At 66.8% G+C, this 26,549-nt stretch carries 27 protein-coding genes and 3 pseudogenes; 14 read left to right on the forward strand and 16 right to left on the reverse strand.

Annotated elements, in window-relative coordinates; all coding sequences use genetic code 11:
* Window positions 1-300 precede the first annotated feature (300 nt).
* Together M8859_RS30900 and M8859_RS37055 are read left to right on the forward strand one after the other, a co-directional pair.
* Window positions 301-1,218 carry a SulP family inorganic anion transporter gene (locus M8859_RS30900; RefSeq protein ID WP_308221240.1) on the forward strand — a complete coding sequence of 306 codons (918 nt, stop codon included), beginning with the start codon at window positions 301-303 and terminating at the stop codon, window positions 1,216-1,218.
* Window positions 1,215-1,478, forward strand: coding sequence for a SulP family inorganic anion transporter (locus M8859_RS37055; protein ID WP_195140893.1), 264 nt, complete (start codon window positions 1,215-1,217; stop codon window positions 1,476-1,478). The genes M8859_RS30900 and M8859_RS37055 overlap by 4 nt, the downstream gene beginning before the upstream one ends.
* Window positions 1,479-1,612: 134 nt before the next feature.
* Here M8859_RS37055 and M8859_RS30905 read toward each other — a convergent pair whose 3' ends face one another.
* From M8859_RS30905 to M8859_RS30915, 3 genes and pseudogenes are all read right to left on the reverse strand, one after another.
* Window positions 1,613-1,777 carry a hypothetical protein gene (locus M8859_RS30905; protein WP_195140894.1) on the reverse strand — a complete coding sequence of 55 codons (165 nt, stop codon included), beginning with the start codon at window positions 1,775-1,777 and terminating at the stop codon, window positions 1,613-1,615.
* Between the two features lie 139 nt (window positions 1,778-1,916).
* Window positions 1,917-2,777, reverse strand: coding sequence for a universal stress protein (locus M8859_RS30910; RefSeq protein WP_195140895.1), 861 nt, complete (start codon window positions 2,775-2,777; stop codon window positions 1,917-1,919).
* Window positions 2,778-2,890: 113 nt separating this feature from the next.
* Window positions 2,891-3,624: pseudogene (locus M8859_RS30915) on the reverse strand (DUF4389 domain-containing protein).
* Window positions 3,625-4,213: 589 nt separating this feature from the next.
* On the opposite strand from M8859_RS30915, the gene M8859_RS30920 reads away from it, so the two are divergent.
* A complete protein-coding gene (locus tag M8859_RS30920) occupies window positions 4,214-5,161 on the forward strand; it encodes a universal stress protein (RefSeq protein ID WP_249645325.1) in 948 nt (315 codons plus the stop codon).
* 331 nt (window positions 5,162-5,492) lie between these two features.
* The gene (locus M8859_RS30925) at window positions 5,493-5,906 is read left to right on the forward strand and encodes a hypothetical protein (RefSeq protein WP_159928887.1); all 414 of its coding nucleotides are present in this window, start codon (window positions 5,493-5,495) and stop codon (window positions 5,904-5,906) included.
* A gap of 52 nt (window positions 5,907-5,958) precedes the next feature.
* Here M8859_RS30925 and M8859_RS30930 read toward each other — a convergent pair whose 3' ends face one another.
* The 5 genes from M8859_RS30930 to M8859_RS30950 all read right to left on the reverse strand — a co-directional run bounded on the left by M8859_RS30930 (window position 5,959) and on the right by M8859_RS30950 (window position 9,684).
* Window positions 5,959-6,483, reverse strand: a complete 525-nt coding sequence (locus M8859_RS30930) for a WS/DGAT domain-containing protein (RefSeq protein WP_159928889.1) — start codon at window positions 6,481-6,483, stop codon at window positions 5,959-5,961.
* Window positions 6,484-7,200 (reverse strand): hypothetical protein, encoded by a 717-nt coding sequence (locus M8859_RS30935; protein ID WP_249645326.1) that lies wholly within the window; start codon window positions 7,198-7,200, stop codon window positions 6,484-6,486.
* 920 nt (window positions 7,201-8,120) lie between these two features.
* On the reverse strand, window positions 8,121-8,432 hold the full coding sequence (locus M8859_RS30940) for a hypothetical protein (RefSeq protein ID WP_249645327.1): 312 nt from the start codon (window positions 8,430-8,432) through the stop codon (window positions 8,121-8,123).
* A gap of 397 nt (window positions 8,433-8,829) precedes the next feature.
* Window positions 8,830-9,165: a hypothetical protein gene (locus tag M8859_RS30945; RefSeq protein WP_249645328.1), complete on the reverse strand. Its 336-nt coding sequence runs from the start codon at window positions 9,163-9,165 to the stop codon at window positions 8,830-8,832.
* Window positions 9,166-9,372: 207 nt separating this feature from the next.
* Window positions 9,373-9,684 (reverse strand): EthD family reductase, encoded by a 312-nt coding sequence (locus tag M8859_RS30950; RefSeq protein ID WP_159928897.1) that lies wholly within the window; start codon window positions 9,682-9,684, stop codon window positions 9,373-9,375.
* A 155-nt stretch (window positions 9,685-9,839) separates the two neighbouring features.
* Between M8859_RS30950 and M8859_RS30955 the strand changes: the two genes are divergently transcribed.
* From M8859_RS30955 to M8859_RS30975, 5 genes are all read left to right on the forward strand, one after another.
* Window positions 9,840-10,742: a LysR family transcriptional regulator gene (locus M8859_RS30955; RefSeq protein ID WP_195140897.1), complete on the forward strand. Its 903-nt coding sequence runs from the start codon at window positions 9,840-9,842 to the stop codon at window positions 10,740-10,742.
* Between the two features lie 218 nt (window positions 10,743-10,960).
* Window positions 10,961-11,194 carry a hypothetical protein gene (locus tag M8859_RS30960; RefSeq protein WP_249645329.1) on the forward strand — a complete coding sequence of 78 codons (234 nt, stop codon included), beginning with the start codon at window positions 10,961-10,963 and terminating at the stop codon, window positions 11,192-11,194.
* Between the two features lie 287 nt (window positions 11,195-11,481).
* Window positions 11,482-11,682, forward strand: coding sequence for a hypothetical protein (locus M8859_RS30965; protein ID WP_195072155.1), 201 nt, complete (start codon window positions 11,482-11,484; stop codon window positions 11,680-11,682).
* Window positions 11,683-11,751: 69 nt separating this feature from the next.
* A complete protein-coding gene (locus M8859_RS30970) occupies window positions 11,752-11,991 on the forward strand; it encodes a hypothetical protein (RefSeq protein ID WP_159928903.1) in 240 nt (79 codons plus the stop codon).
* Entirely contained in the window at window positions 11,988-12,338 is a 351-nt protein-coding gene (locus M8859_RS30975) for a hypothetical protein (RefSeq protein WP_195072154.1), read from the forward strand. Before M8859_RS30970 ends, M8859_RS30975 begins: the two co-directional genes overlap by 4 nt.
* A gap of 323 nt (window positions 12,339-12,661) precedes the next feature.
* Here the strand turns inward: M8859_RS30975 and M8859_RS30980 are convergent, their stop codons facing one another.
* The 5 genes from M8859_RS30980 to M8859_RS31000 form a co-directional block, all read right to left on the reverse strand.
* Window positions 12,662-13,006 (reverse strand): phosphomannose isomerase type II C-terminal cupin domain, encoded by a 345-nt coding sequence (locus tag M8859_RS30980; RefSeq protein WP_223522060.1) that lies wholly within the window; start codon window positions 13,004-13,006, stop codon window positions 12,662-12,664.
* A 184-nt stretch (window positions 13,007-13,190) separates the two neighbouring features.
* Window positions 13,191-13,313, reverse strand: a complete 123-nt coding sequence (locus tag M8859_RS30985; protein WP_249645330.1) for an IS3 family transposase — start codon at window positions 13,311-13,313, stop codon at window positions 13,191-13,193.
* 230 nt (window positions 13,314-13,543) lie between these two features.
* Window positions 13,544-13,879, reverse strand: a complete 336-nt coding sequence (locus M8859_RS30990; RefSeq protein WP_159928909.1) for a hypothetical protein — start codon at window positions 13,877-13,879, stop codon at window positions 13,544-13,546.
* A complete protein-coding gene (locus M8859_RS30995; protein WP_159928911.1) occupies window positions 13,872-14,141 on the reverse strand; it encodes a hypothetical protein in 270 nt (89 codons plus the stop codon). Before M8859_RS30995 ends, M8859_RS30990 begins: the two co-directional genes overlap by 8 nt.
* Before the next feature lie 139 nt (window positions 14,142-14,280).
* Complete coding sequence (locus tag M8859_RS31000; RefSeq protein WP_195095704.1) at window positions 14,281-15,285, reverse strand: tyrosine-type recombinase/integrase; 1,005 nt, start codon at window positions 15,283-15,285, stop codon at window positions 14,281-14,283.
* 338 nt (window positions 15,286-15,623) lie between these two features.
* Between M8859_RS31000 and M8859_RS31005 the strand changes: the two genes are divergently transcribed.
* Window positions 15,624-16,268: a class I SAM-dependent DNA methyltransferase gene (locus M8859_RS31005; protein WP_195095703.1), complete on the forward strand. Its 645-nt coding sequence runs from the start codon at window positions 15,624-15,626 to the stop codon at window positions 16,266-16,268.
* Window positions 16,269-16,778: 510 nt separating this feature from the next.
* Here the strand turns inward: M8859_RS31005 and M8859_RS31010 are convergent.
* The 3 genes and pseudogenes from M8859_RS31010 to M8859_RS37800 form a co-directional block, all read right to left on the reverse strand.
* Window positions 16,779-19,796: pseudogene (locus tag M8859_RS31010) on the reverse strand (Tn3 family transposase).
* Between the two features lie 401 nt (window positions 19,797-20,197).
* Entirely contained in the window at window positions 20,198-21,343 is a 1,146-nt protein-coding gene (locus M8859_RS31015) for an MFS transporter (RefSeq protein ID WP_249645331.1), read from the reverse strand.
* 443 nt (window positions 21,344-21,786) lie between these two features.
* Window positions 21,787-22,086, reverse strand: coding sequence for a tyrosine-type recombinase/integrase (locus tag M8859_RS37800; RefSeq protein WP_372492958.1), 300 nt, complete (start codon window positions 22,084-22,086; stop codon window positions 21,787-21,789).
* 124 nt (window positions 22,087-22,210) lie between these two features.
* Here M8859_RS37800 and M8859_RS31020 point away from each other — a divergent pair, with 124 nt between their 5' ends.
* From M8859_RS31020 to M8859_RS31035, 4 genes and pseudogenes are all read left to right on the forward strand, one after another.
* Window positions 22,211-22,906, forward strand: coding sequence for a CTP synthase C-terminal region-related (seleno)protein (locus tag M8859_RS31020; RefSeq protein WP_159928919.1), 696 nt, complete (start codon window positions 22,211-22,213; stop codon window positions 22,904-22,906).
* Complete coding sequence (locus M8859_RS31025; protein WP_308221241.1) at window positions 22,903-23,865, forward strand: LysR family transcriptional regulator; 963 nt, start codon at window positions 22,903-22,905, stop codon at window positions 23,863-23,865. The genes M8859_RS31020 and M8859_RS31025 overlap by 4 nt, the downstream gene beginning before the upstream one ends.
* A 231-nt stretch (window positions 23,866-24,096) precedes the next feature.
* Window positions 24,097-26,049: a gamma-glutamyltransferase family protein gene (locus M8859_RS31030; RefSeq protein ID WP_249645333.1), complete on the forward strand. Its 1,953-nt coding sequence runs from the start codon at window positions 24,097-24,099 to the stop codon at window positions 26,047-26,049.
* 12 nt (window positions 26,050-26,061) lie between these two features.
* A pseudogene (locus M8859_RS31035) lies at window positions 26,062-26,433 on the forward strand (ISL3 family transposase); the annotation flags it as partial.
* Window positions 26,434-26,549: the final 116 nt, after the last annotated feature.

Raw genomic sequence — 26,549 nt, forward strand, 5'->3', positions numbered from 1 at the left:
ATCCGTCCTGCCCAGACACGCGCGCAGTCCAGTTCTCCGGGAGGGAGGGGGCCGGTCGTGTCTTCGACGAGAAAGCCCACTGGCTGATCGGCGAGAGATGATCGGCGAGAGAATAGCCCTACCGGCACAGCCGTTCCCCATACCGCGTGCGGCCGAGCCCGGCAACCAGGGAGGTTCGTCGGCGTTGGTACAGGGTCGAAGCGACCATCGCCATGGAATTTCCGCCCTGTACTGGTGGCGTTGCCGTCACAAGTCCGATCTCGGCCGACTCAGGAGCGGTGGGGAGGTGATGCTGGAACGGTGCTGGCACGTTTGTTTCCGGGACTGGAGCAGTTCAAGGGTTATCAGCGGGCGTGGCTGCGGCCGGACCTGCTCGCGGGTGTCACTGGGGCCGCTTATCTGATTCCGCAAGACATGCCGTATGCGACCATCGCTGGGCTGCCGCCTGTGGCGGGCCTGTGGGCGGCGATCGGACCGCTGGCGGTCTACACCCTGCTGGCGACGTCGCGGCAGCTGTCGGTCGGGCCGGAGTCGACCACCGCGCTGCTGACCGCGGTCGCGCTGGCTCCGCTGGCGATGGGCGACCCGCAGCGGTACGCCGCGCTGGCGGCTGTGCTCGCGCTGCTGGTCGGTGTGCTGGCTCTGGCCGGTGCGGCCGTTCGGTTGGGGGTGCTGGCGGACCTGTTGTCGAAACCGGTCTTGGTGGGGTATCTCGCGGGAACCGCCGGGATCATGATCGTCGGTCAGCTCGGGGCGGTGACCGGTGTACCGGTAGAAGGCGAATCCATTCTCGCGGAAACGCGTTCATTCGCCGATAACCTGGACCACTGGCATTGGGTGACTTTCTGGCTCGCGGCGACCGTGCTGGCCGGGCTTCTGCTGCTGGCGTGGCGCGCTCCTCGCACGCCGGGCCCGTTGATCGCGGTATTGCCGGCGACCGCGGTGGTCACGGTGTTCTCGTTGGATCGTTTTGGTATCCGGTTGATCGGCGCGATTCCCACTGGGATTCCGGCGCCCGGCTCGGGCACAGTCACGATGACCGACGTAACCGCTCTGATCCTTCCCGCGATCGGTATCGCGGTGGTCGGATTCTCCGATTGTGTCTTGACTGCCCGGGCTTTCGCGGCGCGGCACGGCGACCGTGTGGAGGCGAACACCGAACTCGCGGCTCTCGGCGCGACCACCTCACGTCCGGGTTACTGCACGGATTCCCGGTGAGCTGTTCTGGCAGTCGAACCACGATCGCCGACGCGATGGGCGCCCGCACCCAGCTGTACTCACTCGTCTCACTGTGCGGTGTCGTGGCGGTGCTGCTCGTGGCACGAGGCGTCCTCGAAGCTCTTCCGACCGCCGCCGCCTGTCGACCAAGATCCACCAGATCGTCGATGGGCACGGACTACCGCTGGCTCGTAAGTCCGGGGCAGACGGGTGATTCGTCGGCCTTTCCGCATTTGCTCGCGCACCTTGCTGCGCAGTGACTTGGCCATACCTGGCGGACGGCCGTTCGATCCGCGAGGCCCACTGCCTTCCTGCGATGCGGCGGAAGCCGATTTCACGCGTTGACGGGTCACCGGCCATCGGATGCGGCGAGGTCAGGGTGCCGTGTCGGCCCTCAGGCACAGTGGTACAGAAGAAGAGCGGCCGCGCCTACGAAAGCCCCTGCGATGAACGGCTCCGCGGAGTCGAATCCCGCGCCCGGTACGGCGGCGCGCGCCTGGAAGACCATGGCCGACATATACGCGAACTGATGTAGCGATCCGGCCAGCAGCAGGGCCACGATTCCTCACCGTCGGCAACGCAGTCCGCGTCGGAGCGTCTGTCCCGGTGTGAACAGCCGTCAAGTCCAGGCCAGAGCGTCGCGGTGAGGTGTGCCGTTGCCGCCGACTGTCACCCGCTACGGTTCGCGTCCGGCGGAGTCACTGCCGACGTGTGGCGATGAGGACCGGAATGAGGCTTTCCTGGAGTACTGTCTGGCTGACCGATCCGAGGGCCGCGCCCACGACGCCTCCGCGCCCTCGGCTGCCGAGCACGATCAACTGTGCTTTGCGGGACTCCTGTAGGAGCCGCTGGGCGGGAGATCCCTCGGTGACTACATGGCGGACACCGACCTCGGGGTACTTTCGCGTGAAGCCCGCCAATGTCTCCTCCAGCAACGCGCTCGCTCGTTCCTGCGCATCGGCGAGTGGGTCACGGCGCGACCAGGTGGTCACCGCTACGAGTCCGGCTTGCCGTGTCGACGCCTCGTCGAAAGCCATCCCGACAGCGAGTTCACTGCAGCGCGACCCGTCCACGCCGACCACAACCGGGCAGTGTGGCGCACGCGGAACCGATTCTTCGACATCGGGCACGACTGCCACGGGGCATCTGGCATGCCTGATCAGCCCGATTCCGACCGATCCGAGCATCACCCGCTCGAAGGCGCCGAGCCCGCGGGCGCCGACCACCAGAAGCTGGGCGGCTGCGGATCGACCGACCAGCGCGGGTACCGGAGAAGCCGACTCGACAAAGGTTTCGACCGCGGTCACGCCGACGGGTCCGGCGGCCTCCTGCACGATGCTGCGTCCCGCGCTGAGCGCGGAATCGCCCACCTTGCGCAATCCGCTCGTGTCGAACAGTAACCGGCCCAACACGGGCACAGCGTCGGCTGGGACGCCGATCGCGTGGACCAGATGCAACGGCGCGTAACGCCGGGCGGCTGTCACGGCTGCCCAACGAACCGCGGCGAACGAGGCCGCCGAACCGTCGACGCCCACGACAACAGGACGAACGGCACGCATAGTCACAACGATGTCGCCTCTCAGATCGCAGGCATTCGCCCGCGTTCGGACGTCAGCTGACTGGTGCACTGGCCGACTCGACGCTATCTGACGAGACCGATACCTGCGACTACTCAGCCTCTGGCCTGCTCTTCGGAGCTGGGGCGGGTACGGGAATCGACCGGTTCACGTGGGCCCTGATCGAGGCGGAACGGCGGGTACTCGTCTCGCATCAGCGCGGCATAGGCCAGCACCCGGTACAGCCAGCGGTTGATGCCGACAACGAAGTCGAACAACGGGCGCGGGTACCGCCCGGTGATCAGCAGGGTGACCGCGGCGATGAGTACGAGCACGCCGATCAGCGGGATGGCGGTCGGGCTGTCGGCGTCGGCGCCCGCCAGCACTACCGCACCGCCCCACATCGCTGTGACGACGAGGTAGCGCGGGATGGCCAGCAGCCACCACTTCACCAGCACAAGGCCACGAGACAAACGATCCGGATAGTCGACCTGTATTTCGGCGGGATATCCGGTGGGGCGCAGTGCGAACGGCGGGTACCGGTCGGTGCCGAGCGCGGCATAAGTGTAGAACTGCACCCGCCACGACCACCGCATCACGCCGACGTTGAACGCGAAAATCGCCCGCGGATAACGGCCGGTGAACAGAATCGACACTCCCGCTACCACGGTGAGCACCACGAATGCGATCCACAGGAAGAACAGGACGACGTAGTGGGGATCGCCAGCAGCCACTTCAGCAGCCACAGCCAGCGCGACAGCGGCTCTTCCAGGTCGCCACGCAGGTATACCGGATAGGCGGACGCGGTGTCGATGTCCCGTCCGGCCGCGTTTGTGCTTTCTGAATTCATGGTCGACGCTCCTTATCGCGTCATGGTGCGAGCCTCGAAATGCCGCCCGTCACAACTACCTTCGGATGGCCGCGGATTCGGCGTCTGCGCCCCGAACGTTCCGCAGAGAGCCGTAAATGGGGTGATCTGGCCGGTCGACCAGGACACCCGAGGACAACGGCCTCGTCCCGAAACGTATCGCTAACATCCAGCGCTACGCGAGGCGGACGCTGCGGTCTCGATCGAGCGTCGAGCGGAAGGGACCCTAATCGGCTTGCTTGTGCAGCATCGCGCGCCAGCCAGAGGATACGCACCGCACGCCACAGCAGGCCGTGGAACCGCCGGTCCCACCAGTGGAAGGACTGACGGGCCCCGGAGGGAAGCGAGCGGCCATGACCGACATGGCCTCGCGGAAAATTCGTTCGCGAGCGAGAGACCTTGGGCCCGGGCATCGAGGGACCTGCGTGTCGCTTTTCCCTGTTCGTCTGAGGCCTTTCGTCCCTGTCCTCTGGGCCGATAAGCCGCATTCGCGGCTGTGGTGGGGCTCATACGGTTGAGGGGTAGCGCCCGGCCGGGCGCTACACGATCACATGGGCTCAGGAGGCATGCCATGACAGAGCGTCGGTTCGACAATCCACATCACCTCGCCACGGCGAAGGTCATCGTCGGTGTGGACGGTTCGGACGGGTCATGGGCCGCTGTCCGTTGGGCGGCGCAGTTCGCGGCCGAACGCGGACGTCAGCTCGAGATCCTGCACGGCATGGATCTCGTGGGCACCGGTTGGGTACTGGGCGACTACGAAGTCGTCATGCCAACAGTGATCGACGCGGTGCGCGAACAGAGCAAAGACGTGGTCGCGCGCGCCGAACGCCTGGCCCGCGAGACCGCTCCCGCACTGCGTGTCTCGACTCGTGTGTCCACCGACACCGGTAGGGAACTGTTGATCGAGCACAGCGCCGAGGCCTATGCGGTCGTGATCGGCGCGACCGGCAACACCGGCACATTCACCCATCTGGGCTCTACGCTGCTGGCCGTGACCGCACACGCCCAGGGCACGGTGGTGGTTGTTCGCACCGGCCGCGACGCCGGCGACACGACGCTCGTCTCGGGGCCGGTGGTCGTGGGCGTGGACGGCAGCGCGGTCGGTGAAGCGGCGATCGCCGCGGCGTTCACCGAAGCGGCCGAGCGTGGAGCCGAACTGGTCGCCGTACATGTGTGGAGTGATTGGGACTTCGGCTGGTTCGCCGGGCACGCCAGCTTGGGTGAGCTCGACCTCGACAGCGTCGAACGGGCGGTTCTTGCCGAGCGTCTGGCGGGTTGGCAGGAGAAGTTCCCGGAAGTCCGCGTCGCTCGGAAGGTGGAGGTGGCCGCGCCGACTTCGCATCTGCTGGACTGGTCGAAGGTGGCGCAGTTGGTGGTCGTGGGCAGCCGCGGGCGCGGAGGTTTCGCGGGCATGCTCCTGGGTTCGACGGCCAACACTCTGGTGCAGCACGCGTCGTGCCCGGTGATGGTCGTCCATCCGCACGATGATCAGGGCGGCAGCGGACACCGCCACTGACGTCGGCGCGGCCCCTTCCGGTCGACCTGTTTGCCGCCGTGGCGGCGGATCGCGGCCAGGTCGGTTGTCGGAATGTTCCTCCAGGGAGCCGATATCCTCACACGCTGCCTCGCGTCATTGGGGGTGTCGGTACCGACTACCCGCAGCACTCCCGGCGGACGTGTGACGCCCCGCGCTGGCCGGTACAGCTTCGGTGTCGGCAGCGTGGACGCCGTGTACACGATCAGAGCGACGGTCGGCGTGTATTGGGGGAGCGCGGCGGAGTGCATTTCCGCGGCCAATTGTGGCCCGGTCACTGTGGTGAGGTCCGGGCGTTGTCGGCATCGGTTAGGTGCTAGTCGGATCGCTGTGCCTCTTCCCTGAACTTGCGCCGTCGTTCCTCGCCGAGACCGCTGAAGGTCTCGATCCCGGCGTGGTCGACCGGCTCTTGCCGATGGTGGTTGTCGTCGCTGTGCTGTGGGTGATCGTCGCCGGCGCGCGACTGGTCGTGCGTGCGTGGACGCTGCCGGTCACCGCGCTGTCGATCGCGGTGGATTTGCTCGCCGTCATTACGGGCGTCGCGGTCCTGGTGCACCGGCCTTACTTCACAGCCGAGTTCATCGCCAGCCTGCACGACGGCGACAAGGGTGATCTCGGCAGGGCTCTCGACATCGGGATCGGTCTCAGCGCTATCGCAGCGATACTGGTCTGCGCCGCCGGAATCGTCAGCGCTGCGCGCAAACATCTCGCCTATCGCCGGAGCTAAGGGCTGAGGGCTGAGGGCTGAGGGCTGAGGGCTGGCGCGGGATAGTCGACGACTACGCCTCGGCGCGCTCGAGCAGCTGTCGCACTGGCGCCGGAATCGTCTGCGCGATGAGGGTGATATCGGGTGCGCCGTCGAAATCGCCTGTGATTCCGAAATTCAGCATGCCGTGATAGCTGAGCATTGCGATGCCGATGCGCAAGCGCATCGCGATGGGGGCCAATTGGAAGATATCGAGCACATCGGCGCCGAACATTCGCTGCGTCTGCGTCGGCCTTGCCACATTCGTCGCCAGAGCGGCGACACCGTGCTGCGGGTAGCGCAGCGCCGTCCTTACCGCCCACGCCACCGACGCGAACGGCACAAGCTTGGCCAAGGTGATCAGCGTCTGCCCCGCGTCGGATTCTCCGCCGCTCTTGAGCCTGCCCATCCGCTTACGTACCACGTTCAGCTTCTCCACCGGATCGTCGAGATCGACCGGTACCACCGGCAACATCATCGAGACCCGGTTGTCCAGCCGTCCGGATGCCCCCGCCGACCGAGTGGAGACAGGAGTGAGGAGTCGAGGGGCCGAGTCCATTCATCGGCTCTTTCCCAGCAGACGGACGAGCAACAGGCCCGATACCGCGGCCATCGCGGCTGCCATGAGCAGTCCGCCGAATACGCCGATCACCGCCACCAGTGCGGGCGACTGTCCAGGCTGCCAGAGCGGCGTGGTGAACGCGGCGAAGGCAGTCAATCCGGCCAGCCAAGCCGCGGCGGTCGCCGCAATCCAGCGCACCGCCCCGCGCACGTACCCGCGTAGAACGACCCACTGCGCCACTCCGATGGATAGCAGGATCACCAGTCCACCTGCCACGAACGTGCCCAATTGCGGCAGCGACGTCCATCCGGACATTCCGTCGGTGAGAACGAACAACGCGCCCACCGACCAGGCGACCACCGCACCTGAGATCGTCGCCGCGACCCAGCGGCGGCTCGGCAGTCCCGGCAGAGCCGGTTGCAGCGCGCGAGCTTGGAACCACCCCAACGTAGCGCCTTCCACCGCGCCCGCGACGAGCAGCGCGGTCGCAGCAGGCAGGCCACCACGATCCGCGATCACAGCGCCCGCCGCCGCGGGCGCGAGGAAGCCGAGCGATTCACCGACGGTTACCAGCTGGAACCACCTGCGCCACAGCCGTCTTCTCGAGAAACCCGCTGCGATGTCGTCCACGCCCGCCTCGTCGCTGCGCTGTTGCCGTGAGAGGCGTTGATCAGGCGGGATCGCCCGATTCCCGGCATCGGTGCTGTGCGTCATGTCTTGATGATTCGCCATCGCATGGTTTCCGTACAGGTTCAAAGGTCCCTGTCCCGCAAGGAAAAGGCAATCTTTCCGAATTCAGCGACAAAGGGGAGTGTGGACGGAAAGTTCAGGAGGGCACCTCGAGGCGAGTGGCAGATTTCGGCAACGGATGAGCGCTCGCGGTTTCCTCATGTCTGTAAACGTCGCCGAACCTTGGTTCTGGCCCACATTTCGTGATCGTTGAGGGCCCGGTCTTTCTGACCGACCGCAAGGCGAAACACGGTGTGGCCATGGACGACATCGACCCACTCACCTTGCGCTGAGCGGTTGTCGTATCGGTGAGCGGCCGAGTTGTTCGAGCATTACACGAGCGATTTCACGCGCGGACCGTTCACGCTGCCTCAGCTCCGTCGCTCGAAGCTTACGCACGCTGCCGAGGACGGGGCGTGGACACCGATGCTGATGCGGCCTGAGCGCAAGCCGTGTCTCCGGCGTGCTGGCGGTCTGGTCGTGGCGGACGGAGCCGGACGCGAGAGGGCCGTTCGCCGTCGCCTCGCACAAATTGGGTATGTCGGCACTTGTCGCCGGGAGCTGCGCACGCCCGCTCGTCTTCCGACCGCCCACACCGGATCTGGAAACGGCAGCGTACGTTCTGGCCCAGTTATGCCGAGAAGTTCACGCCCCGCCCATCGAATCCGATCTGGTCGGCGAACTGATCACTGGTGTCGCCGTGATCATCAAGGCGCATCGCGCACGGGGGGAAACGGCTCGAGCGTCGAGTATCTACGCTATGGCCGTAGGTCCCCTGAAGTGGATAGAACATGACATCCGCACCACAGTCCCGACCTCGGTGATCGGCTGCCAACTGCGGGCCGAGCACCCATCACGGCCCCAGCCCAGTTGACCGGTTGCTCCCACCCGCGCCGGCAGCAAGGTCAACCGGCAGGTCGCTCCTCGTCCGGATAACCCCATTCCAGATCGATGTCCGCCTCGGGCGCAATACCGCGAACGACATCTGTGACGTCGCGTTCGAAGGTCTTGCTCCATTCGCTGAATCCGCGGACGATGATCGGGCCGTTCTCGCTGGATGCCTTCACCCAGGGCGGGTTGTGAAAGACGCTCACCAGCATCCAGGAGTCGATTCTGTGCTCCTTCAGCACTTTGTCCAGCGCCATCTCGATGGTGTCGGATTGTGCTGGCGAGGAGAGCTTTTCGACGTACAGCGAGAGATGAATATTCACGGACATCAGCGATACCCTCCTGCGATCCCTGTCTATCCGGACTGTATCCGCTGCCGATCCACCGCCCGAAATGCGGGTAGCTCCGAGGCGGGGCGTACGGCCGGACACGAAGCATGACCGGTGTGAACACGACGTTTCGCAATGGTGCGGTCTGCCGGTAGAGACAGTGTGCGTCGACGACGGCAGGCCGAAACGCCACACTGCGGCATGGACCGAACGCGCGTGGTGAGGTTGTCGTTGGCTGCTCCATACAGGGCGCGCGCGACGCAGGCTACCTGCGCACTCGGTGACGGTGGAACCATGCGTGCAGGCCGAGACACTTGCAGGCATGAGGCAGGCCGCCGATGCGGTATGCGACATGGCGCCGCGCTAGTCGAACTGGTCCCAGCCGCGCCAGGGTGCGTCAGGGGACGACTTCACCGCGCCGCAGGCCGAGCTCGGGGAGGTAGACAGTGACGAACTGCCCGCGACCGCTCACGGTGCCGGTGTATTGGAGGTCGGTCAGGTCCACCCCCAGGGTTTGCAGGGCGTCCACCAACAGCTCTGCCGTGGTGTCGGCGTGCTCGTCGGAAATCGTGTTGCGGAAGTGCCGCTGCCACAGACCGCTTTTGGTGTCAGCCGAGCTCGATGAGCCGGCTCGGGTCGGGCAGATCCGGATGGTGGAAGAATGCTCCGGTGGTGAGATCCCTCCTACATTCCACACGCTGACGAAAAGCTTCTCATCGACCGCCGATTCCACATGGAAGATGAACTGCCCTGGGAATTTCGGTGTGTCGTGGCACAGAGCTCGCAGTGTGGCACTGAGCCGGCGGCGCAGGTCATCCCTGTCGGTGACGACGACACGGGGTTCGCGAACGAGTAGTTCCGAACGGGAACGGCGTTCCGCCGAGAGCTGGACCTGGCCGCAACGGGCGACCGAACGCGTCCCGTAGCGTTCCGTCCTGCCTCAGCTGGTGCCGTCCTGTACCGGATAGTCGATGATGACCGCACCGCCAGTGGCGTAGTTGGCCACATCGGCGGCCGCCCGCTGGCCTTGCTGCGACGCTGACGCCGCGGCCATGGCGGCGGCGTCAGCGTAGTCGGCTTCGAAGACCGCGAAATACGGCGATTCTCCGTTGGTCGCCGCTACGTCGAAGCTGTAGCGCCATGCAAGCAGGCCGGGGATCTTCATGACCAGTGGAAGGTGGTTGGTCACGTAGTACTCGCGAAAGTGGTCAGGGTCGGCGGGCTTGGGATATAGGACTACCAACTTATGCATGACTGCCTCCTGCGTCGCTAGGTGTGTGTGCGATGTCCGGTACCGCGGTCGGTTGAATCGTCATATGCGCAGGTTAGGGGTTGATGTGAGGTCGAGGGAAAGACCGGGACGGGATAGACTCAGAACGAATCGTTATCAATCGGCAGGGAGGGCAAGTGGCGCCGGATACGGTGAGCCTGCGGCACTTTCTGGTACTGGCGCAGGAGTTGAACTTCACCCGCGCGGCCGCACGGATCGGTATCGCGCAGCCCGCACTCAGTGCCCGGATGCGCCGATTGGAGGCGGAACTCGGTACGAGCCTGCTGGTCCGCAACACGCGCAGCGTCGTATTGACCACGGCCGGTGCGGCTTTGGCGGAGTCCGCGCCGCCCGCGCTGGCGGCGCTGGACCGAGCATGGGACACCGCCCGTAACGCGGGGGCCGGTGAACTGGGCACGCTGCGCATCGGATACAGCCTCAGCACGGGGGCCGAGACGGCACCGGCCCTGGTGGACAGGCTCATTCGCAGCAGCCCGGGCCTCGAGGTCGGCGCGGTCCCGATGGCGACACCGGAGATCTCTCTCGCGGTCGCCGACGGCCGCATCGATGCGGGGATCACCCGCGGTGAACAGCCGGGTCGTGGCGTGCGCCGGTTCCTGCTGCGGCGCGAGCGCGTCGGGGTCCAATTGGCACAGCATCATCCGCTGGCCGAACACCCGGAGATCGGGATCGCCGATGCGGCCGCGTATCCGCTGCGACTCCCGGACCGTGCGGCCAACCCCGTGATCCACGATCAGCTGTCCGCACTGTTCCGCGACACCCGGCCGAGCCCCCGATTCCACACGCCCGCAGTCTCTTTCGACATGTCTCAGCGCGACCTGCGCGACGGGGTCACCCTCGCCCCGGCTAGTGAAGCCGCGGTCGCGGCACTACCGGCCGGTCTCGAGTGGCGACCGCTGCGGGGCGCACCCACCTTGACGATCCACTTGGTCCTCCCGCGCGTGCAGTCACCACTTCACCGCCGCATCCGTACCGTCGCCAAAACTCTCGCACACGAGCTGCACTGGCTGCCGGACTGACGCGCAGCAGGTCACGCGAGACGGACGTCAACGGTGGCGAGGCCGACCCACAGGGGATCCGCATACTCCACAGCGGATGTACTCGACCATACGTCTGTGAGACTTCGTACAAATAGCGGATATTGATCAACCGACGACCATCCGCAATCCGGCAGAAGAGTGCGTTCGGGCGACGCCGGGATGGGCATGGCCAGTTAGTTCAGGGAAGCATGCATCAGATGCCCAGCCTCCGCGTCGCCCATGCGGGCCGCGACCGCCTGGCCGAGATCACCGTCAACCTACGCGACCGCATCGCCGAGGCCAAGACCAACGGCTGGAGCGGAGAAGAGGAGGTCACCGTAGGCGGTGTGCCGATCGAAGGAGTTGTGCCACTGCGCGCGGGTGATCGCGTTCGGATCCATTACACAAGCGCGACCGAGTGCACGATCAGCAAGCTGGTTCGGTTCGACTGACAGCGGATGGGCGAGCGCGCACAACCGTGCGTGCCTGTTTCTCGGCCCAGTACATGCGTTCTCGGGTCCACCACGTCTCGGCCGTCCAGCCGTCGACTATCTCACCGGCAGCGTTGATCGGCGGGTAGCACAGCTGGTAGGAGGCCCACCGGTGACCTCGCCAGCGCTTCCGAGCGGCATCTTCCCTGCTTCCTGAAGCGGCCTTCAGGCCGCTTCAGCGTGGCTTCAGGGCCTCCCTGCCACTCTGGCCGCCGATGATCGACAACGGCGAAAGGGGAGATTAGACCATGAACCCGACAGTGCGCATCGACGGGTATCCCTACCGAGTGGTGGGCAGGACTCGCCTGACGACGGCCTCACGGGCGTGCTACGGCAAGTACCGGTTCGTCCTGCGGCGGTTGACGGACGGGTCGCTCTGGACGGTGTTCGACTCCCGGGTCACGTCCACGTCGGAACTGCTGAAATGCGAAGGCGACCCGCGGCGGTGACGACCCCGCCGAGACCGTCGGCGAGGATCCGGCCGCCGTGTCCGGCGACCGGGTCCTCCGGCGGTCAGCGTGCACGAGTGGAAGCAAGCCCAGGAAGTCACCGCGGCGCTGCGCACAGGGGCGCAGGAGGGCGGCTCGCTGTTGCGGATTCGCGTTGCGGCCCGTCGGCTGGGGTTCACCGTCACGGCAGTCAGTAGCAGTGAAACGCACACGGTGTGCCGGATCGGCGGGCGGAAGGCGGTTTTGCCCACCCCGATGCCGGACATGGTCGTGCAACAGGTAATCGCCGACATGGAGAAACCGACATGAGCGACAGGATCGAGTGCCGGGCCAACAGGCGCGGTCGCGACTGGGTGGCGCACATTCCCGCGCACGGGGTGTACGGGTACGGGCGGACGCTGAAAGCGGTGCGCGAGAGCATCGAGGACGGGCTCGAGCATGTCGGCGTGACCGCCGAGGTCACCGTCATCGCAGTGACACCAGAGCTGGAGAACCTGCAGTCGGTCGAGGACACCTACATGACGGCCTTGCGCGAGGCGGTGGCTGCCCTGGCACTGGCCTCGACAACGCCAGGGGACATCGCCCTGGCGACAGGAGCGCCAACCAATCAAGTAGAAGCCCTGCTTGCCGAACTCACCGTGGCTCCTAGCATGTGATGGAGTTCCCGACAGGTCTGCGCCTCAACTGGGCATTCGAGCAATTGACGTCTGTTGATCCGCATTATCGGACGTCAACCTGAAGTAGTTCCGAGAACTGGGCACCCCAAGCTGTCCCGTCTCAGTGAATATGGCCAAGTATCATTCAATTTGGCCGTTGCACTGGTTATCTGGCCACTGTCTCAGTGTTGTTGGCCAATGTGGCATGATCTCCGGCGACGCCCCGCCGATCGGCATGTGAACCTCCCGCACGACGGCTCCGCAGGCCATACCGATCGAGACGCGGATTCCGTGGCTTGGCTCCGGTGGAATATCGCGAGCGACTATCCCTCGCGGCCGAAGTCGTCTTCGAGCCGGACGATGTCGTCTTCACCAAAATAGGTGCCAGTCTGCACCTCGACGAACACGAGATCTTCGCTGCCCGTCGCGGCGATACGGTGCGCAGTCTCCATAGGAATGTCGACAGCGTCACCGGCCTGCACCAAGCGTTCCTGGCCATCGAGGGTCACGACCCCCTCGCCCGACACCACGAACCAGTGCTCGGCACGCCGGGAGTGGCGCTGATAGCTGAGCCGCCGACCGGGGCGGACTGTGATCGTCTTGACTTTGAACGTCGGCTCCTCGGAAAGGACCTGGTAGACGCCCCACGGGCGTTCACTGCGTTCCATCACCAAGGCATTGTATTGGTGGTCCGACCAGAACCTCCTGCACATCAGGCCACCACGCCATCGGCTCCGGAACCCCGCCTGCCGAGGCGGTTCCGCGCTGGTCAGATTGAATGAGACTACCAACAATGTCTCGTCTCAATAGATCTGGCCGTGAACCGTCACGGGTTCGGGACCGGCTTCCGGTTTAGACCAGCGCCGGTCGGCGTGGTGGTTGTTGAGCGTAGTAGGCGCTCTCGTATTCGGCGGGGGCCAGGTAGTCCAGCCGGGAATGCAGGCGGGCGTTGTTGTACCAGTCGACCCATTCCATCCGTTCATGCCCAACTCCCGCATGATCCGATCGAGCGTGCAGAACGCCGGCGCGTGGCCTTGCCGGGCTCAGCCTGTGCCTTCACGATCCATACCCGCAGCGTCTGTCGAACCCATCAGTCGCCCGCCCGGGTCCGGCGGCACTGTGCGAGCGGACGTGCGCTGACAGTGAGCGACTCCTGGGTAGGCGAACGGTCATCCCGACTGTCGCCGTCGACCGCTGAACTCGGCTCAGGATGCCTTGCGGTGCTCGTCGTTCTCGTGCTGAGCGATCACGGCCAGGAGTTCGCGCACCCACGCCGGTCGCTGCTCGCCGGTTCCGGCCTCGGCCACGTCGCGTTCGATCAGTGAGCGGATGTAGGCCGACTGCGACATGCCGAGGTTCGCGGCGCGGCGCTTGCACGCCTGGTCGAGGTCACGGGTCAGTTTCACCGATCGGGGGATGAGGACCGGTTCGGTGCCCGGGCCGGTCTCGATCGGCGGGGTGACCGGTTCATCGGTGAACTCGAGGCGCTCGGTCATCGCCGCTACCTCGGCGGGGCTCATGTTCAAGAACGGATCAGTCATTGCGGGTCGCCTCCCACTTCTCGAAGTCCGCGGCCTGGTCGGCGGTCAGGTATGCGGCGCTGTACACCTCGATGTCGCGACCGAGACGACGGGCGAAGACCGACAACGGTGTGCCGTCGTCGGCACGGCCCCAGATCACCAGGGACCTCGGCCCGGTTGCCGAGTCGGCGGCTGTCCGTAGCCAGACCGGCCGATTGCCCTTCATCCAGGCATCCACGAAGTCGAATACGTCGTCGGGACCGACGCCTGTTCGCGCCAGCACCTGGGCGAGCGCCCAGTACCACTCGATCGCCGCATTGTGAGACTACCCTAGGGACTACCCACCGGGGAAGATGGGAGAACCAGCACGTCGGGGTTCCGGTAGTAACCGCCGAAAAATCAACGGATATGGCGTAGCTTGTTCAGCGGCGGTTGGTGTCCGGGCCCAGGATCGAGGTCAACTCACGCATCGCTTGCGGGGATGGTTTGAAGTAGCGGCGCAGGTTCTCGGCTTTGCGGTGGCGGGACTTGGCCATCAGTTCCAGCAGGCTGGCCCCGGCTTCCCCGAGGTGGGTCAGGCCGGAATGGCGCAGTTCGTGCAGGTCCCAGCCGGTCCCGGGGCCATCGACGGCGGTGGCGGTGTCGAGCAGGTCGCGGGCCTGGTCGTAGGACAGCCGAGCCAGGCCGGTGTCGGGACAGATGTCGCGGTCGGCGAGGTACTTGCCGGGCCCGGGTCGGCGGTGGGTCACGAACACAGGCCCGCGGGTGCGGTCGCGGATGAGCCGGGGCAGCAGGCGGGCGGTGCCCGCGTCCCAGTAGACGTTCTCAAGGACGTGTTCGTGGTGGGCGGCGCCGCGGCGGCGGGTGCGGGGTTTGGCGCCCTTGGACTTCACCGCCGCGCACCGCCCTGCGAGGTCGAGGTCTTCGATGTTGAGCTGGAGCAGTTCCTCGGCACGGGCACAGGTTTCGTACAGCATCCGCCACAGCGTCTTCTCCCGCAGGTGGACCTCGCGGCGGGCGATGAGCCGGTCGATCGCGGTGCGCGAGCGGACGGGGGTGTCGGAGTCCGGCGGTGTGGACCGCGCGACCGAGGCCGGGACGCTCGGTGCGGTCCAGCCCTGCTCGGCGCACCAGGACAGCCATTTGCCGACTGCGGCGCGGCGCGCGTTCCAGGTGTTCACCGCGGCGGTGCCCCAGAGGGTTTCCAGTGCGGCGCCGACTTCGGTGTCGGTGACCGAGTCCAGGGCGCGGCTGGTGGCGGTGAGTCCGTGCGGGCGGCCGTCGAGCTGGTCGACGGTCTTGACGATGGCGATGCCGTAGGCGCGGCGGGTGTTCGCCGAGCCGATGGTGTCGAGGAACGCTTCGGCGGCGGTGCGCAGGGTGCGCGCCGGCGGGGCGGTGCGCAGCCGGGTCACCTTCGCGGCCATCGGATTCCCCTCGTCAGTGCTTGACCCGGATAACGGGGCCGCTTCGTGTACGCGCCGGAGCAGGTCCGCCGCAGTCGAACCTCACGATACCCCGGATAACAGACCATTATCCGGGGTACCACTGCTATCGTTGAGCGGTCACGGCCAGACGCGTACCGCCGTTCGCCGCAGTCACCGATGCCCACGCCACCGGATGACAGAGTCAGCCAGGGTCTCTGGGCCCGCGCAATGAGCCACGCCGTCCTGCCTACCGGTGCTTCCACCCGGCCGGGTGGAGGCACCTTCGTCGTTCCCGGCTAGCGCCGAGTCCGCCGCGATCATGGAATATCGTGCCGGTCATGACCACGGATGACTGGTTGGCCGACACCCGAACCTCTTATGACACGGTCGCGGTCAGCTATGCCGACCAAGTGCGCGGCGCCCTCGCCGGACACCAGTACCTTCGCGCGGCTCTGGCGTTGTTCGCCGACAGCGTGCGGACCGCTGGCGGCGGACCGGTCGCGGACGTCGGCTGCGGCCCTGGTGAGGTCACCGCCCACCTGCATGAGCTCGGTGTCGACGCCTTCGGTGTCGATCTCTCCCCGGCGATGATCGACGTGGCCCGGCGCGACCATCCCGGCCTGCGGTTCGAGGTGGGCTCGATGACGGAACTGAACCTGCCCGTCGCTTCGGTGGCCGGCCTGCTCGCCTGGCAGTCGTTGATCCACATCCCAGACGACGAGGTGCCGACTGTATTCGGGCGCTTCCACCGAGCATTGCGTCCCGGCGGACCGTTGCAACTCCTGTTTCACGTCGGCGACGAGTCGCTGTTGAAGACGGAGGGCTACGGCGGTCACCCGATGAAGGTCCATGTCCACCGCCGTCAGCCGGACCAGGTGGCGTCCTGGCTGCACGATGCCGGATTCGTGGTCGAGGCCCAGATGCTGCTCGACCCGGATGCGAAAGCTCAGCAAGCGATTCTTTTCGCACGCAGTAAGTCCTAACTTCTGCATATGTCGGGCTCGCCATTCGGAACCGCGGGGTCCCCGACGTACACGGCCCGGCGGGAAGCGTGGACCTGGGGTACGCATGTCACCGACCAACGCGACGCCGAACCGCATCGCCCCCCACTGCCGCGCCGCCTCTTCGGCGCCGCGGTCACCGGCCGACCAGACGCCCCGCCCGCGCAGTCGACCCAGGAGCCGGCATGGAATCCCGGCGTCACCCACAGCGAGCCCGAAATATGCCCTGCACGTGTGGACCGGCCGGGTGTGGTGGGTGATCAGCTGGCATTTCGGACGCCAATGGGCGGGAATCACCGCCGACAAGCTGCGGATCGGAGTCGAGGGCGCCCCTATTCCTTCTACCTCGCCGGACCGCACTACCCGCGAGCCTGGGACCACGACTGGCCCCAGGACGGACGATCCTGCGCGGACCTGATCCCGGACATGAGGGCCACCGAATGGCTCGACCGCGAGCACACGAACCGGGCCCTGGGGTAACGCCGGGACCGGTCAGAACAGGGTGTCGCGCACCCGCAGCGGCCGGTAGCCCGTCGGGTCGAGGGCGGCGAGTTCGGCGTCGATGTCGACTTCGATCGCGCCGAAGAAGTTGATGTTGGCGCTGTGCGCGGGGCTGATGTGGGCCAGGACCTCGTCGTCGATTCGCTGTCCGGCCCGGCGCATCTGCTCGACCGCGAGGCCGTAGTACTCGGTGGTCCAGGCGATCACGGCGTTGGTGGCCAGGGTCAGGCACCACGCCTGCTCGGTCTGGTCGGCGAGCTGGCGGGCGCGGATCGTGCCCTCGTGGGCGTAGAGCAGGTCGCGGCGCAGCGCGTGCAGGGATTCGCCCTTGTTGAGCTGGCGGGCGATCTTGCGACGGTAGTCCGGCTCGGCGAGGTACTTGGCGGCGTAGATCGTGCGCCGCAGCGCCCCGTACTCCTTCAGGGCCGCTGCCAGGGTGTTCTGGCGACCCGACGCCGAGAGCTTGCCGACGAGCAGGGAGGCGGTGGCGTGCCCGAACTTCAGCGAACCGGCCAACCTGAGCAGATCGTCCCAGTGCCCGGCGATCAGATCCAGGTTGGCCTTGCGGGTCATCAACGGGCCCGCGTGCGGGAACCGGGCCTCGGCGCCCGCGCGCGGACCCGGCCGGTAGAGGGTGATGCGGCCCAGGTCCCGGATCCGCGGCGAGAGCTGCATGCCGAGCAGGTCGAACAGGCCGAAGTTGACCAGGGTGACTCCGTGGGTGTCGGTGGCGTGCTCGGTGATCGGCAGATCGGTGGCGTTGCCCAGGATCTCGTCGAGCACGTAGTGAGCTTCGCGGCGGGTAGCGACGATGATCTTGGTGCCGTAGGTGGCGTGGGTGTCGGTGACGTGGGTGTAGGTCGACAGGCCCTCGTTCGCGAAGTAGCGGCTCATCGGCCGCGCGGTCGTGGACTACCCGCGTGTCGGGAAGCGCTGCCCATCGCTCGACGACAGCGTCCCGGTGCCGAACACCGGAGTCAGCGGGAGCCGCTGGTGGTAGCCGATGATCACCAGGTTGGCCGCGCGCAGGGTCTCCTCGCGCATATACCATTCGTCGGTCCAGGACAGGATGTCGTAGGAGATGCCGCAGGCCTCGGCCATCCGGGTCAGCCCGAGGTTGGTCGAGTGCGCCAGCAGCACCGCGATCAGGTTGCGTTTCAGCTCCGGGCTGCGGGTGGCCTGGCCGCCGGCGTGGGTGAAGCAGTCCAGGTAGCCGGTGCGTTTGTCCAGCTCGATCAGCAACGACACGATCGGCGCGAACGGCAGCATCTCGGTCAGCTCCGCCTTGAGTGCGACCGCCTCGGCCGGAACGTCCTCGGCGGTCAGTGGGGAAATGACCAGCTCTCCGGACTCACCGTCCAGCCGCACCGGGCCCTCACCCTCGGCGAGCACCGCTTCGAGTTCACCGACCGCGGTGTGCAGCTCGTCGATGACGGCGGCCAGGGCGACGCCGGGGTCGGCCGGGCGCCCGACCAGACGGCAGAACTCACCGCGCTGTGGTTCCCACTGCTCGGTTGTGAGCAGGTAGGCGGCCGGGTCGGCGTAGCGGCGCGAGCCCGGCACGTACACGTCCCCGCTGCGCAGCCCGTCGCGCAGCCCGAGCAACACGCACAGCTCCCAGTAGTGCCGGTAGGCGGTGGTGCTGCCGGACTTGCGGGCCGCGTCGAGGTAGCCGCGCCACTTCGCGGGCACGAAGTCGGTCGGGGCCTCGTCGAAGACCTTCCGGCGCCCGGTGGCGTTGAGTTCGCGCAGCATCGCCACTGCGATCAGCAGCTCGGACGCGGCGGTCCCGCCAGCGAAACCAACCGTCGACAGCACCGCGGGCGTGAACTGGCGCAGGTAGTTGTAGGAGGAGTCCAGCGCGGCCAGATGCCCGTGATCACGCGGCAACCGGGGTTTGGCCTGAGCGATCGCCGCGCGCAGGCGCTCCCACCCGATCGCATCGCCGCGGATCAGCGCGCCGATCTCCTCATCGGCCACCGCCGGGTCGGTGACGATCGCCAGCAGGTCGTCGAGCAGGGCTTGGCGGTCCTCTCCGGAGCGGCCGCGTTCGGCCAGCTCCTGCTGCATCCGGCGTTCGGCGGCACCGAACTTCGCCGAGATCGCCTGATCGAACAAGGCCACGACCTCGTCGAGGACGTCGGTGCCCGACTGGGCCAGCACCGTGAGCAGGATCGGGTACCGGCGCTGCGGGTCCCGGCGTTCCAGCGCCTGCGGGGTCAACCGGCGCCCCATCGTGGCCAGGAACCGCCGCCGCTCGGTCGGGAGCACCGACATATCGAGGCGATCCGCGCCCAGCCCGCGCAGGAACGCCAGCTTGTCGACCTCTGCGCGCACCGCGGCCGCCGACGCCTCCACCGGCCCGGTCGACAGCCACCGCAACCGCGACACCCCCAACGAGGCATCGGTGACCAGCAGCGCGTCCAGCTCGGCGCACCGTGCCGGGGTGAACTCGTGGACCAGCCGGTCGTAGGTCTCGCGCTGGGCCTGCTCGCGGGCATGGGCGATCCGCTCGACCATGCTCACCGGGCCGGGCCGGATCACCCGCGCCGAGATCAGGTACTCACATCCCAACCGGAACAGCAGAGTCGGGGAATCGTGCTCCATCGCCCGTGCGAGCAGGAACTCGTCGAGCTCCTTGAGTTCGAGCGCACCAGCCGCCCGCCAGCCCAGATACTGGGCGACCAGGCGCAGATGATCGGTGCGGGTCTGGGCGCGGCGGCCGTAGGAACGGATCTCGCTACCGTCGAGGCGCAGCTGCTCGGCCAGCCTGGCCACCGCGACCGGCGGGGCGCTCACCACGCGGTCGGGCACGAACCCCAGCCACGGCAACGTGCACAACGCGATCGCGATACCGAGCCGATCAGCCGGACCACGCCCGCGCCCCGGATCGACGAACGCCAGATCCGCCGGCGAGAGCGTGAAGAACCGGAACAGCTCCTCGCGGCCGATCTCCGGGAACTCCCGCAGACGCGCCAACTCCTCATCCGCGAACACCCGCGTCGCCACGAAACCGACCTCCCACCAACCAACCACGTTGGGAGCCAAGCCAACCAGTAACTCGCCTCCACCGCAGACCGAACCTGGCCTCACCAGCGGCCAGCTGCGGCTACGCCATATCCGTTGGTTTTTCGGCGGTTACTACCGGAACCCCACGTCATCAGAAACGACGACACATGCACCGGGCGTATGGATTTTGATTTGTCGATCGGATTCGCCGGGCGCTCCGCGGCCTCGGGCCGACATCGAGGACCGGGCTCGCGGCAGCCACCAGCGCGCCTCGCCGGAAGGGTGCAGCAGGCATCGGTCATGGTGATCGGCGGACACCGGCGGCGTGGGCGCTCGGTTGCCACTGAGCGGACGGCCGCGGGACGCACCGCGGGGTGATCGCCGCGGGGCCGCCGCTCTGCTCATCCATGGGCGGCGGATGTGCGGGTGATGTCCTCGCCGACCGCGGTGGCGGCGGGTCGTGGGCGGCCGATGAACAGGCAGATCACGGCCACGACCAGCGAGCATCCGATGAACCATCCGACGGCCAGGGTGAACGACGACAGCGTGGGGGAGGTGGTTCCCGGGACGGTAGAAAGCGACAACATCACCGACACGATCGCCACACCGACCGCCGAGAACGCCTGCCGGGCGGTGGACAGCACGCCGGTGGTGACGCTGGTGACGTCCTCGGGCACGGATTCGATGACGATCTTCGGGTACCCGGTGTAGGCGAAGGCCGTGGCGACCGCGCCGACCACGAACACCGCGATCATTACCGGAAAGGACCGGTGGCCCAGCAGGATCATGACATTGGCGAGCGCGAACAGCGCCGCACCGGCGAGGAACGCGGTCCGCCCGCCCCATCGCCCGGCCACCAGTCCGGCTACGGGGGAAGCCGCGAATCCGACGATCGCGCCGAGCCCCGCCACCAGACCGGTAACCGTAGCCGACATGCCCAGCCCGACAGGCAGTGTCGCGGGGGACTGCAGGATCATCGGGGTGACGATCTGCACAGCGCCCGCCGGGCCCAGTGCGAGCACCGACAGCGCGATCAGGTTGAGCGCCATCTGCCGGTCGGCCAGGACCCACAGGTCGACCAGCGGGTCTCCCCGGCGCAGCTCCCAGAGGGCCCACCCTGCCAAAATCGTGATGCCGGTGCCGATGAAGGCGAGGACGCCAAGACTGGACCAGCCCCATCGCGGCCCCTGGGTCATGCCGTAGAGGAGCGCGGTCAGACCTGGAGTGAGTAGCGCGGCGCACAGGTAGTCGAAACGGTGCAGCTGTCCGGAGGCCGAGGAAGGCGGTAGTCCGGCCGTCGCGACGGCCGACGCCACCACGGCCAGTACCGCGGCGAAGACGAAGATCATGTGCCAGTCGGTGACATCGAGCAGCACGCCCGCGATCAGGGAACCGCCGGACCCGGCGAGCAGCGCGGCGCCGCTGATGAATCCGACTGCGAGCGACACCTTTCCGGGCGGCAGGGCCTCGCGGGCGAGGCCGTAGCACAGCGGCAGGATCGCGCCCGCGACGCCCTGGATGCCGCGGCCGGCGATGATCGCGGCCATCGAGTCCCCGGCGACACTGACCAACGACCCCGCGGCAGACGCCCGGGGAAGGTGGTGCGAATCCGCAGCCCCTGCCGACCTCGTGCGGGCCGAGCATCCGGAAGAAGCAGTCCTCCACCGACAGATCCGCCAGCGCCGCGGCCCATTCCGCGGTGAGCAGTCCAGGGATCTGCTCGGAGGTCACGGTCGGCATCGGCTCGGCGCTGAGGGTCGGGGTGGTGTTCTTGCGGAACGGAATGACACCGGACATCAGACTCAGGGTCTCCGAGGCGAGCGCCGTCGGTAGCGGCTCGGACACCCCGCGTGGGGCGCCCTGGTAGTTGTTCACCGACGCGAACAGCATCGCCAGCTCATGGGTCGAGGTGACCGTGTCCATCCGTGGTCGTGACTTGACCAGGCCGCACCTGCCAACGGAGCTCTGGGCAGCAGTCCGTCAGCGGGTCTCAACGATCCGCGAGACCGGCTGACCGCTGTCTTACTCCGCCGCCCACCACCGCAGCTGATTCGACAGATTCCTCACAGCTCGCTTGGCGGCCCTGCACGCCTCCACGATCAGGCTTTCGGCCTTCGCCGCCGGGCGGCGCAGATATCATTGTCGGCGTTCTTGTCCGCGACGGGGCATATACCTGCGTGGTCTCGGTGGAGGCGTGCCGGAGCCGCTTGCCCACGCCCTCGATGGAGACGCCGACGTTGATCAGCTCGGCCGCGTGCGAATGCCGCAGCTGATGGATGTCGATTTCTATTTGTCCGGGTCACGCAATGAGGGCCGCAGGGCCATGGGACGATGCTGGAAGTTGAGTGTCTGCTCATGGTGGTCGCCGAGTTCGGCATGGGCGACGAGGCTGCAACTGTCGCATAGTGATCATCATGGACCGATCCCTTCTCGTCGCGGTCGTCGGTGACCGTGATCCGAACTTTGTTCCCCACGGGGCTACCGACGACGCGTTGGAGCATGCCGCGGCGCATCTTGGTATCGAGGTGGACATCCGCTGGCTGGCCACCGAACCACTGGAGGCGGACCTGGGCGAGGTCAAGACCGCCGATGTGCTCTGGTGCGCGCCGGGCAGTCCGTATCGCAGCCTGCGTGGCGCCGTCGCCGCGCTTCGTCACGGCCGGGAAAGCGGGGTACCCACGCTCGGGACGTGCGGTGGCTGCCAGCACATGGTCATCGAGTACGCCCGCACGGTGCTCGGTTACGCAGACGCCCAGCATGCCGAATACGACCCCTACGCCTCAACTCTGTTCGTGTCGGAGTTGACCTGCTCACTGGCCGGCAAAACGATGCCCGTTTCCCTGGTTTCCGGTTCCCGGGTGGCCGCGTTGTACGGAAGGACCGAAGTCGAGGAAGAGTACTACTGCAACTTCGGGCTCGACACCAACCGACAAGATGTCCTACACGCCGGTGGGTTCCTGGTCACCGGCGTGGACGGTGATGGAGCAGCCAGGGTGCTTGAAGTCCCCGGCCACCCGTTCTACGTCGCTACTCTGTTCGTGCCCCAGGCCCGCTCACGACCCGAGGCCCCGCATCCACTGGTCGTCGGCCTGCTGCGGGCAGCACTGTGACGTTCACCCAGCTCAGAATTCTGCAAGCGGTCGCGCGGACAGGCAGCATGACCCGTGCCGCCGAGGAACTGTCCACCACGCAGTCCGCGGTCAGCCATGCGCTGCGCTCGTTGGAGAATGAACTCGGCATCGCGCTGCTGGTCCGCGGCAACCACGGCGTGAGTTTGACGACCACTGGACGCGCTGTCTGCCGTCGCGCCACGCTCATCCTCACACAGGCAGAGGCGTTGAAACACGATGCGGCCACAGCACGGGAGCACGAGCGGGGGAGCTTGCGGGTCGGTGTCATCCCCAGCGCCAACAGCCGACTGCTGCCACCGATCCTGCGGCGGTTCACCGGTGCGCACCCGCAGGTGCGGCTGATCGTGCTGGAGGGCTCGGATCAGGAAGTACTCGAATGGCTCCAAACAGGAGCGGCAGATATCGCCACCCTGGCATCCGGCATCGAGGGCACCACCCGATCGTCGATCGAACAGGCAGCCGGGATTCCCGCTCCCGCCGGACTGACAGCGTGGCCGTTCGCCGTGGATCGCATGTTGGCCGTCGTTCCGGGCGGTCACGAACTGGGCGACTTCCCCTCGGTTTCAATGGCCCAACTGGCCCGTCACCCGTTCATCATGTCCGCCGGAGGCTGCGAACCGCTCATCACCTCACTCGCGCGCGCAGCAGGCGCGAACCTGAAATGCCATTATCGTGTTCGCGATATCAACAGCATCCTGGCGATGGTCGCAGAAGGCCTCGGGGTAAGCATCGCCCCCGAGCTCTCGCTACCCGCACATCACACGGGCGTACACACGATCCCGCTGGACCCCACCGCCGACCGGATCATCTTTCTTGCCTTGCCCGCCGACCCCCGGCCGATGGCAATCGCTTTCGCCGAACTCGCGAGCGCACCCATTCCGCACCCGGAATCGACGGAACTCCAATCCACTGATGGAGTACTCAATGGTGACGAGTGACACCGTGCAGCGCCCGCCGCGTCCGCAGCCAAAGAGCTCGGCGCGGCCAATGGTGACTCGGTTCGATGGTTGTTCGGCGACCGCGGTGTGCAGGTCGGCCAGCGCGCATGGGCAGCCCAGTCGGTCCGTGTCGGCCGCAGTTGATGCCGTCCGCCGCCGAGTCATCGGCGACTTGGATCGCTGCGCGATGTCTCCATCGCTGGGTGTGACAGCGTCGATCGCTGGGGTCGCATGATGCGAGCGCGAGCAACATGGGCCGGGCTGGCGGCAATGCTACTGGTTCTCGGGGCGGTTACCAGTTGTAGGTATGAGGAAGCGGCTGGAGTCTGCGGAACCGTCGCTGACGGTGCTACGGGGACGGGGACGGGAACGGCCGACGGGAAAACGCGGGACATCGGGACGAGTCCGGAGATTGCAACAGGGTATCGGTCGGGGATGATGCCAGTGCGATCGAAGACGTTCGCGGTGGCCACGGCGAATCCGGCAGCAACGAAGGCCGCATGTGAGGTGTTGCAGACTGGCGGGACCGCAGCCGACGCGCTGATCACGGCGCAGACCACGCTGGGGCTGGTGGAGCCGCAATCCTCAGGGATCGGTGGCGGCGCGTTCCTGATGTATTACGACGCGGCGTCCAAGTCCGAAGAGGCCTACGATGGGCGCGAAGTCGCGCCCGCGGCGGCGACGGAGAACTACCTGCGCTGGGTCAGCGATACCGATCGCACCGAACCGAAGCCAAACACCCGGGCCAGCGGCCGCTCGATCGGCGTGCCCGGTGTGATCCGGATGCTGGAGATGGTGCACCGCGAGCACGGCAAAAAGGGCTGGCGCGAATTGTTCGACCCGGCCATCGGGCTCGCCGATCGCGGCTTCCAGATCAGTCCCCGGCTTGCCGGGCAGATCGCCGACTCGGCGACCGATCTCGCACGGGATGGCGGCGCTAAGGCGTACTTCCTCAATCCCGACGGCACGGGCAAGGCCGCCGATACCGTACTCACCAACCCGGCCATGGCGAAGACGCTCGGCGCCATCGCCACCGACGGCGCGCAGGCCTTCTATACCGGGGCCATCGCGCAGGACATCGTCGCCGCCGCGACCGCGGGCACCGGTGGTCGTACCCCCAGTCTCATCACGGTCGCCGACCTGGCCAACTACCAGCCGAAGAAGCGCACCGCGCTATGCACCGACTACCGCAACCATCAGATCTGCGGCATGCCGAACCCCTCGTCGGGGGGCATCACCGTCGCGTCCACCCTCGGCATCCTGGAGAACTTCGATCTCGCCGCGCTGAAGCCGGACGATCTCGGGGCCGACTCCGACACCGCCAGCAACGGCGGCAAGCCGAAGGCCGATGCGGTTCATCTCATCGCCGAGGCCGAGCGGCTGGCCTACGCCGACCGCAACAAGTACGTGGCCGATACCGATTTCATTCCGCTGCCCGGCAACTCGCCACAGACGCTGCTGAACAAGGAGTACCTGAAACAGCGTTCGGGCCTGATCGACCGCAACCGCAGCATGGGCACCGCCCAGCCCGGCGACTTCGGCCCGGTCCCGCTCGGCGTCGGCCCACAGCCGCCGGAACACGGCACCAGCCACATCTCCGTTGTCGACCAGTACGGCAACGCGGCCGCGATGACCACCACCATCGAAGCGGCCTTCGGCTCGTTCCATCTCGTTGACGGCTTCCTGCTGAACAACCAGCTCACCGACTTCTCCGCCGACCCGATGGGCACCGACGGCATCCTGGTGGCCAACCGCATTCAGCCCAACAAGCGCCCCCGCAGCTCGGTCTCACCCACCCTGGTGTTCAGTAAGGCCGCAGACGGATCTCGCGGCCCACTCACCCATGTCGCGGGATCAGCCGGCGGCTCGCTGATCATCCAGTTCGTTCTGAAAACGTTGATCGGCATGTTGGATTGGGGACTCGACCCACAGCAGGCAGTCTCGGCGCCCACCTTCGGAGCGAGTAACGACCAATCCACCAGCCTCGGCGGCGAACACCCCAACCTCGACGCTGCCGACAACGGTGACCACGACGCATTGGTCCTCCGCCTCCGCGAACTCGGCCACCAAGTCTCAGTCGCCCGGCAATCCAGCGGCCTGACCGCCATCCGCCGAGACAGCGACGGCTGGATCGGCGGCGCCGATCCTCGACGCGAAGGTGCAGTATCCGGGGATACCCGCTGACCATGTCGGGTCGTCACGGCCCATAGTCGTTGCTGGGCGGCGGCCGGACCGAAACGGCGGACAATGACCCGCGAGACGACCACCTTGCAGCGGTGGCATGCCCGTGCACGACCTGCTCGGCCAGGGAGTCGGGCTGATGGACTGCGCCCGCCGACTGGGCGTGGGCCTCAACACGGTCAAACGCTATGCCCGAGCGGCCGAACCCGAAAACTGCGCCGGCCACCGCAATACCGTGCTTGTCTGGTCGATCCCTACCGCGATCACCTGCGAATACGCCGCGCTACCGAGCCCGGTGTGCTGGTCGTCGAGTTGTTCGGTGAGATCAAAGCCCTCAGCTACACCGGCAGCCTCAATTTTCTGCAGAAATACCCCACACAGGGCCGTAAGTCCGGTTCCTGCCGCCTCCGCCTCCACTTCTCGATCGCGGACAGACCGGCACTGGCCAGTTCACCGGCCGCGATCACCAGCGAGTCCAACGCCAGCTCGCGGGTAGCGTCCCA

The sequence above is a fragment of the Nocardia sputi genome, from assembly GCF_023501985.1.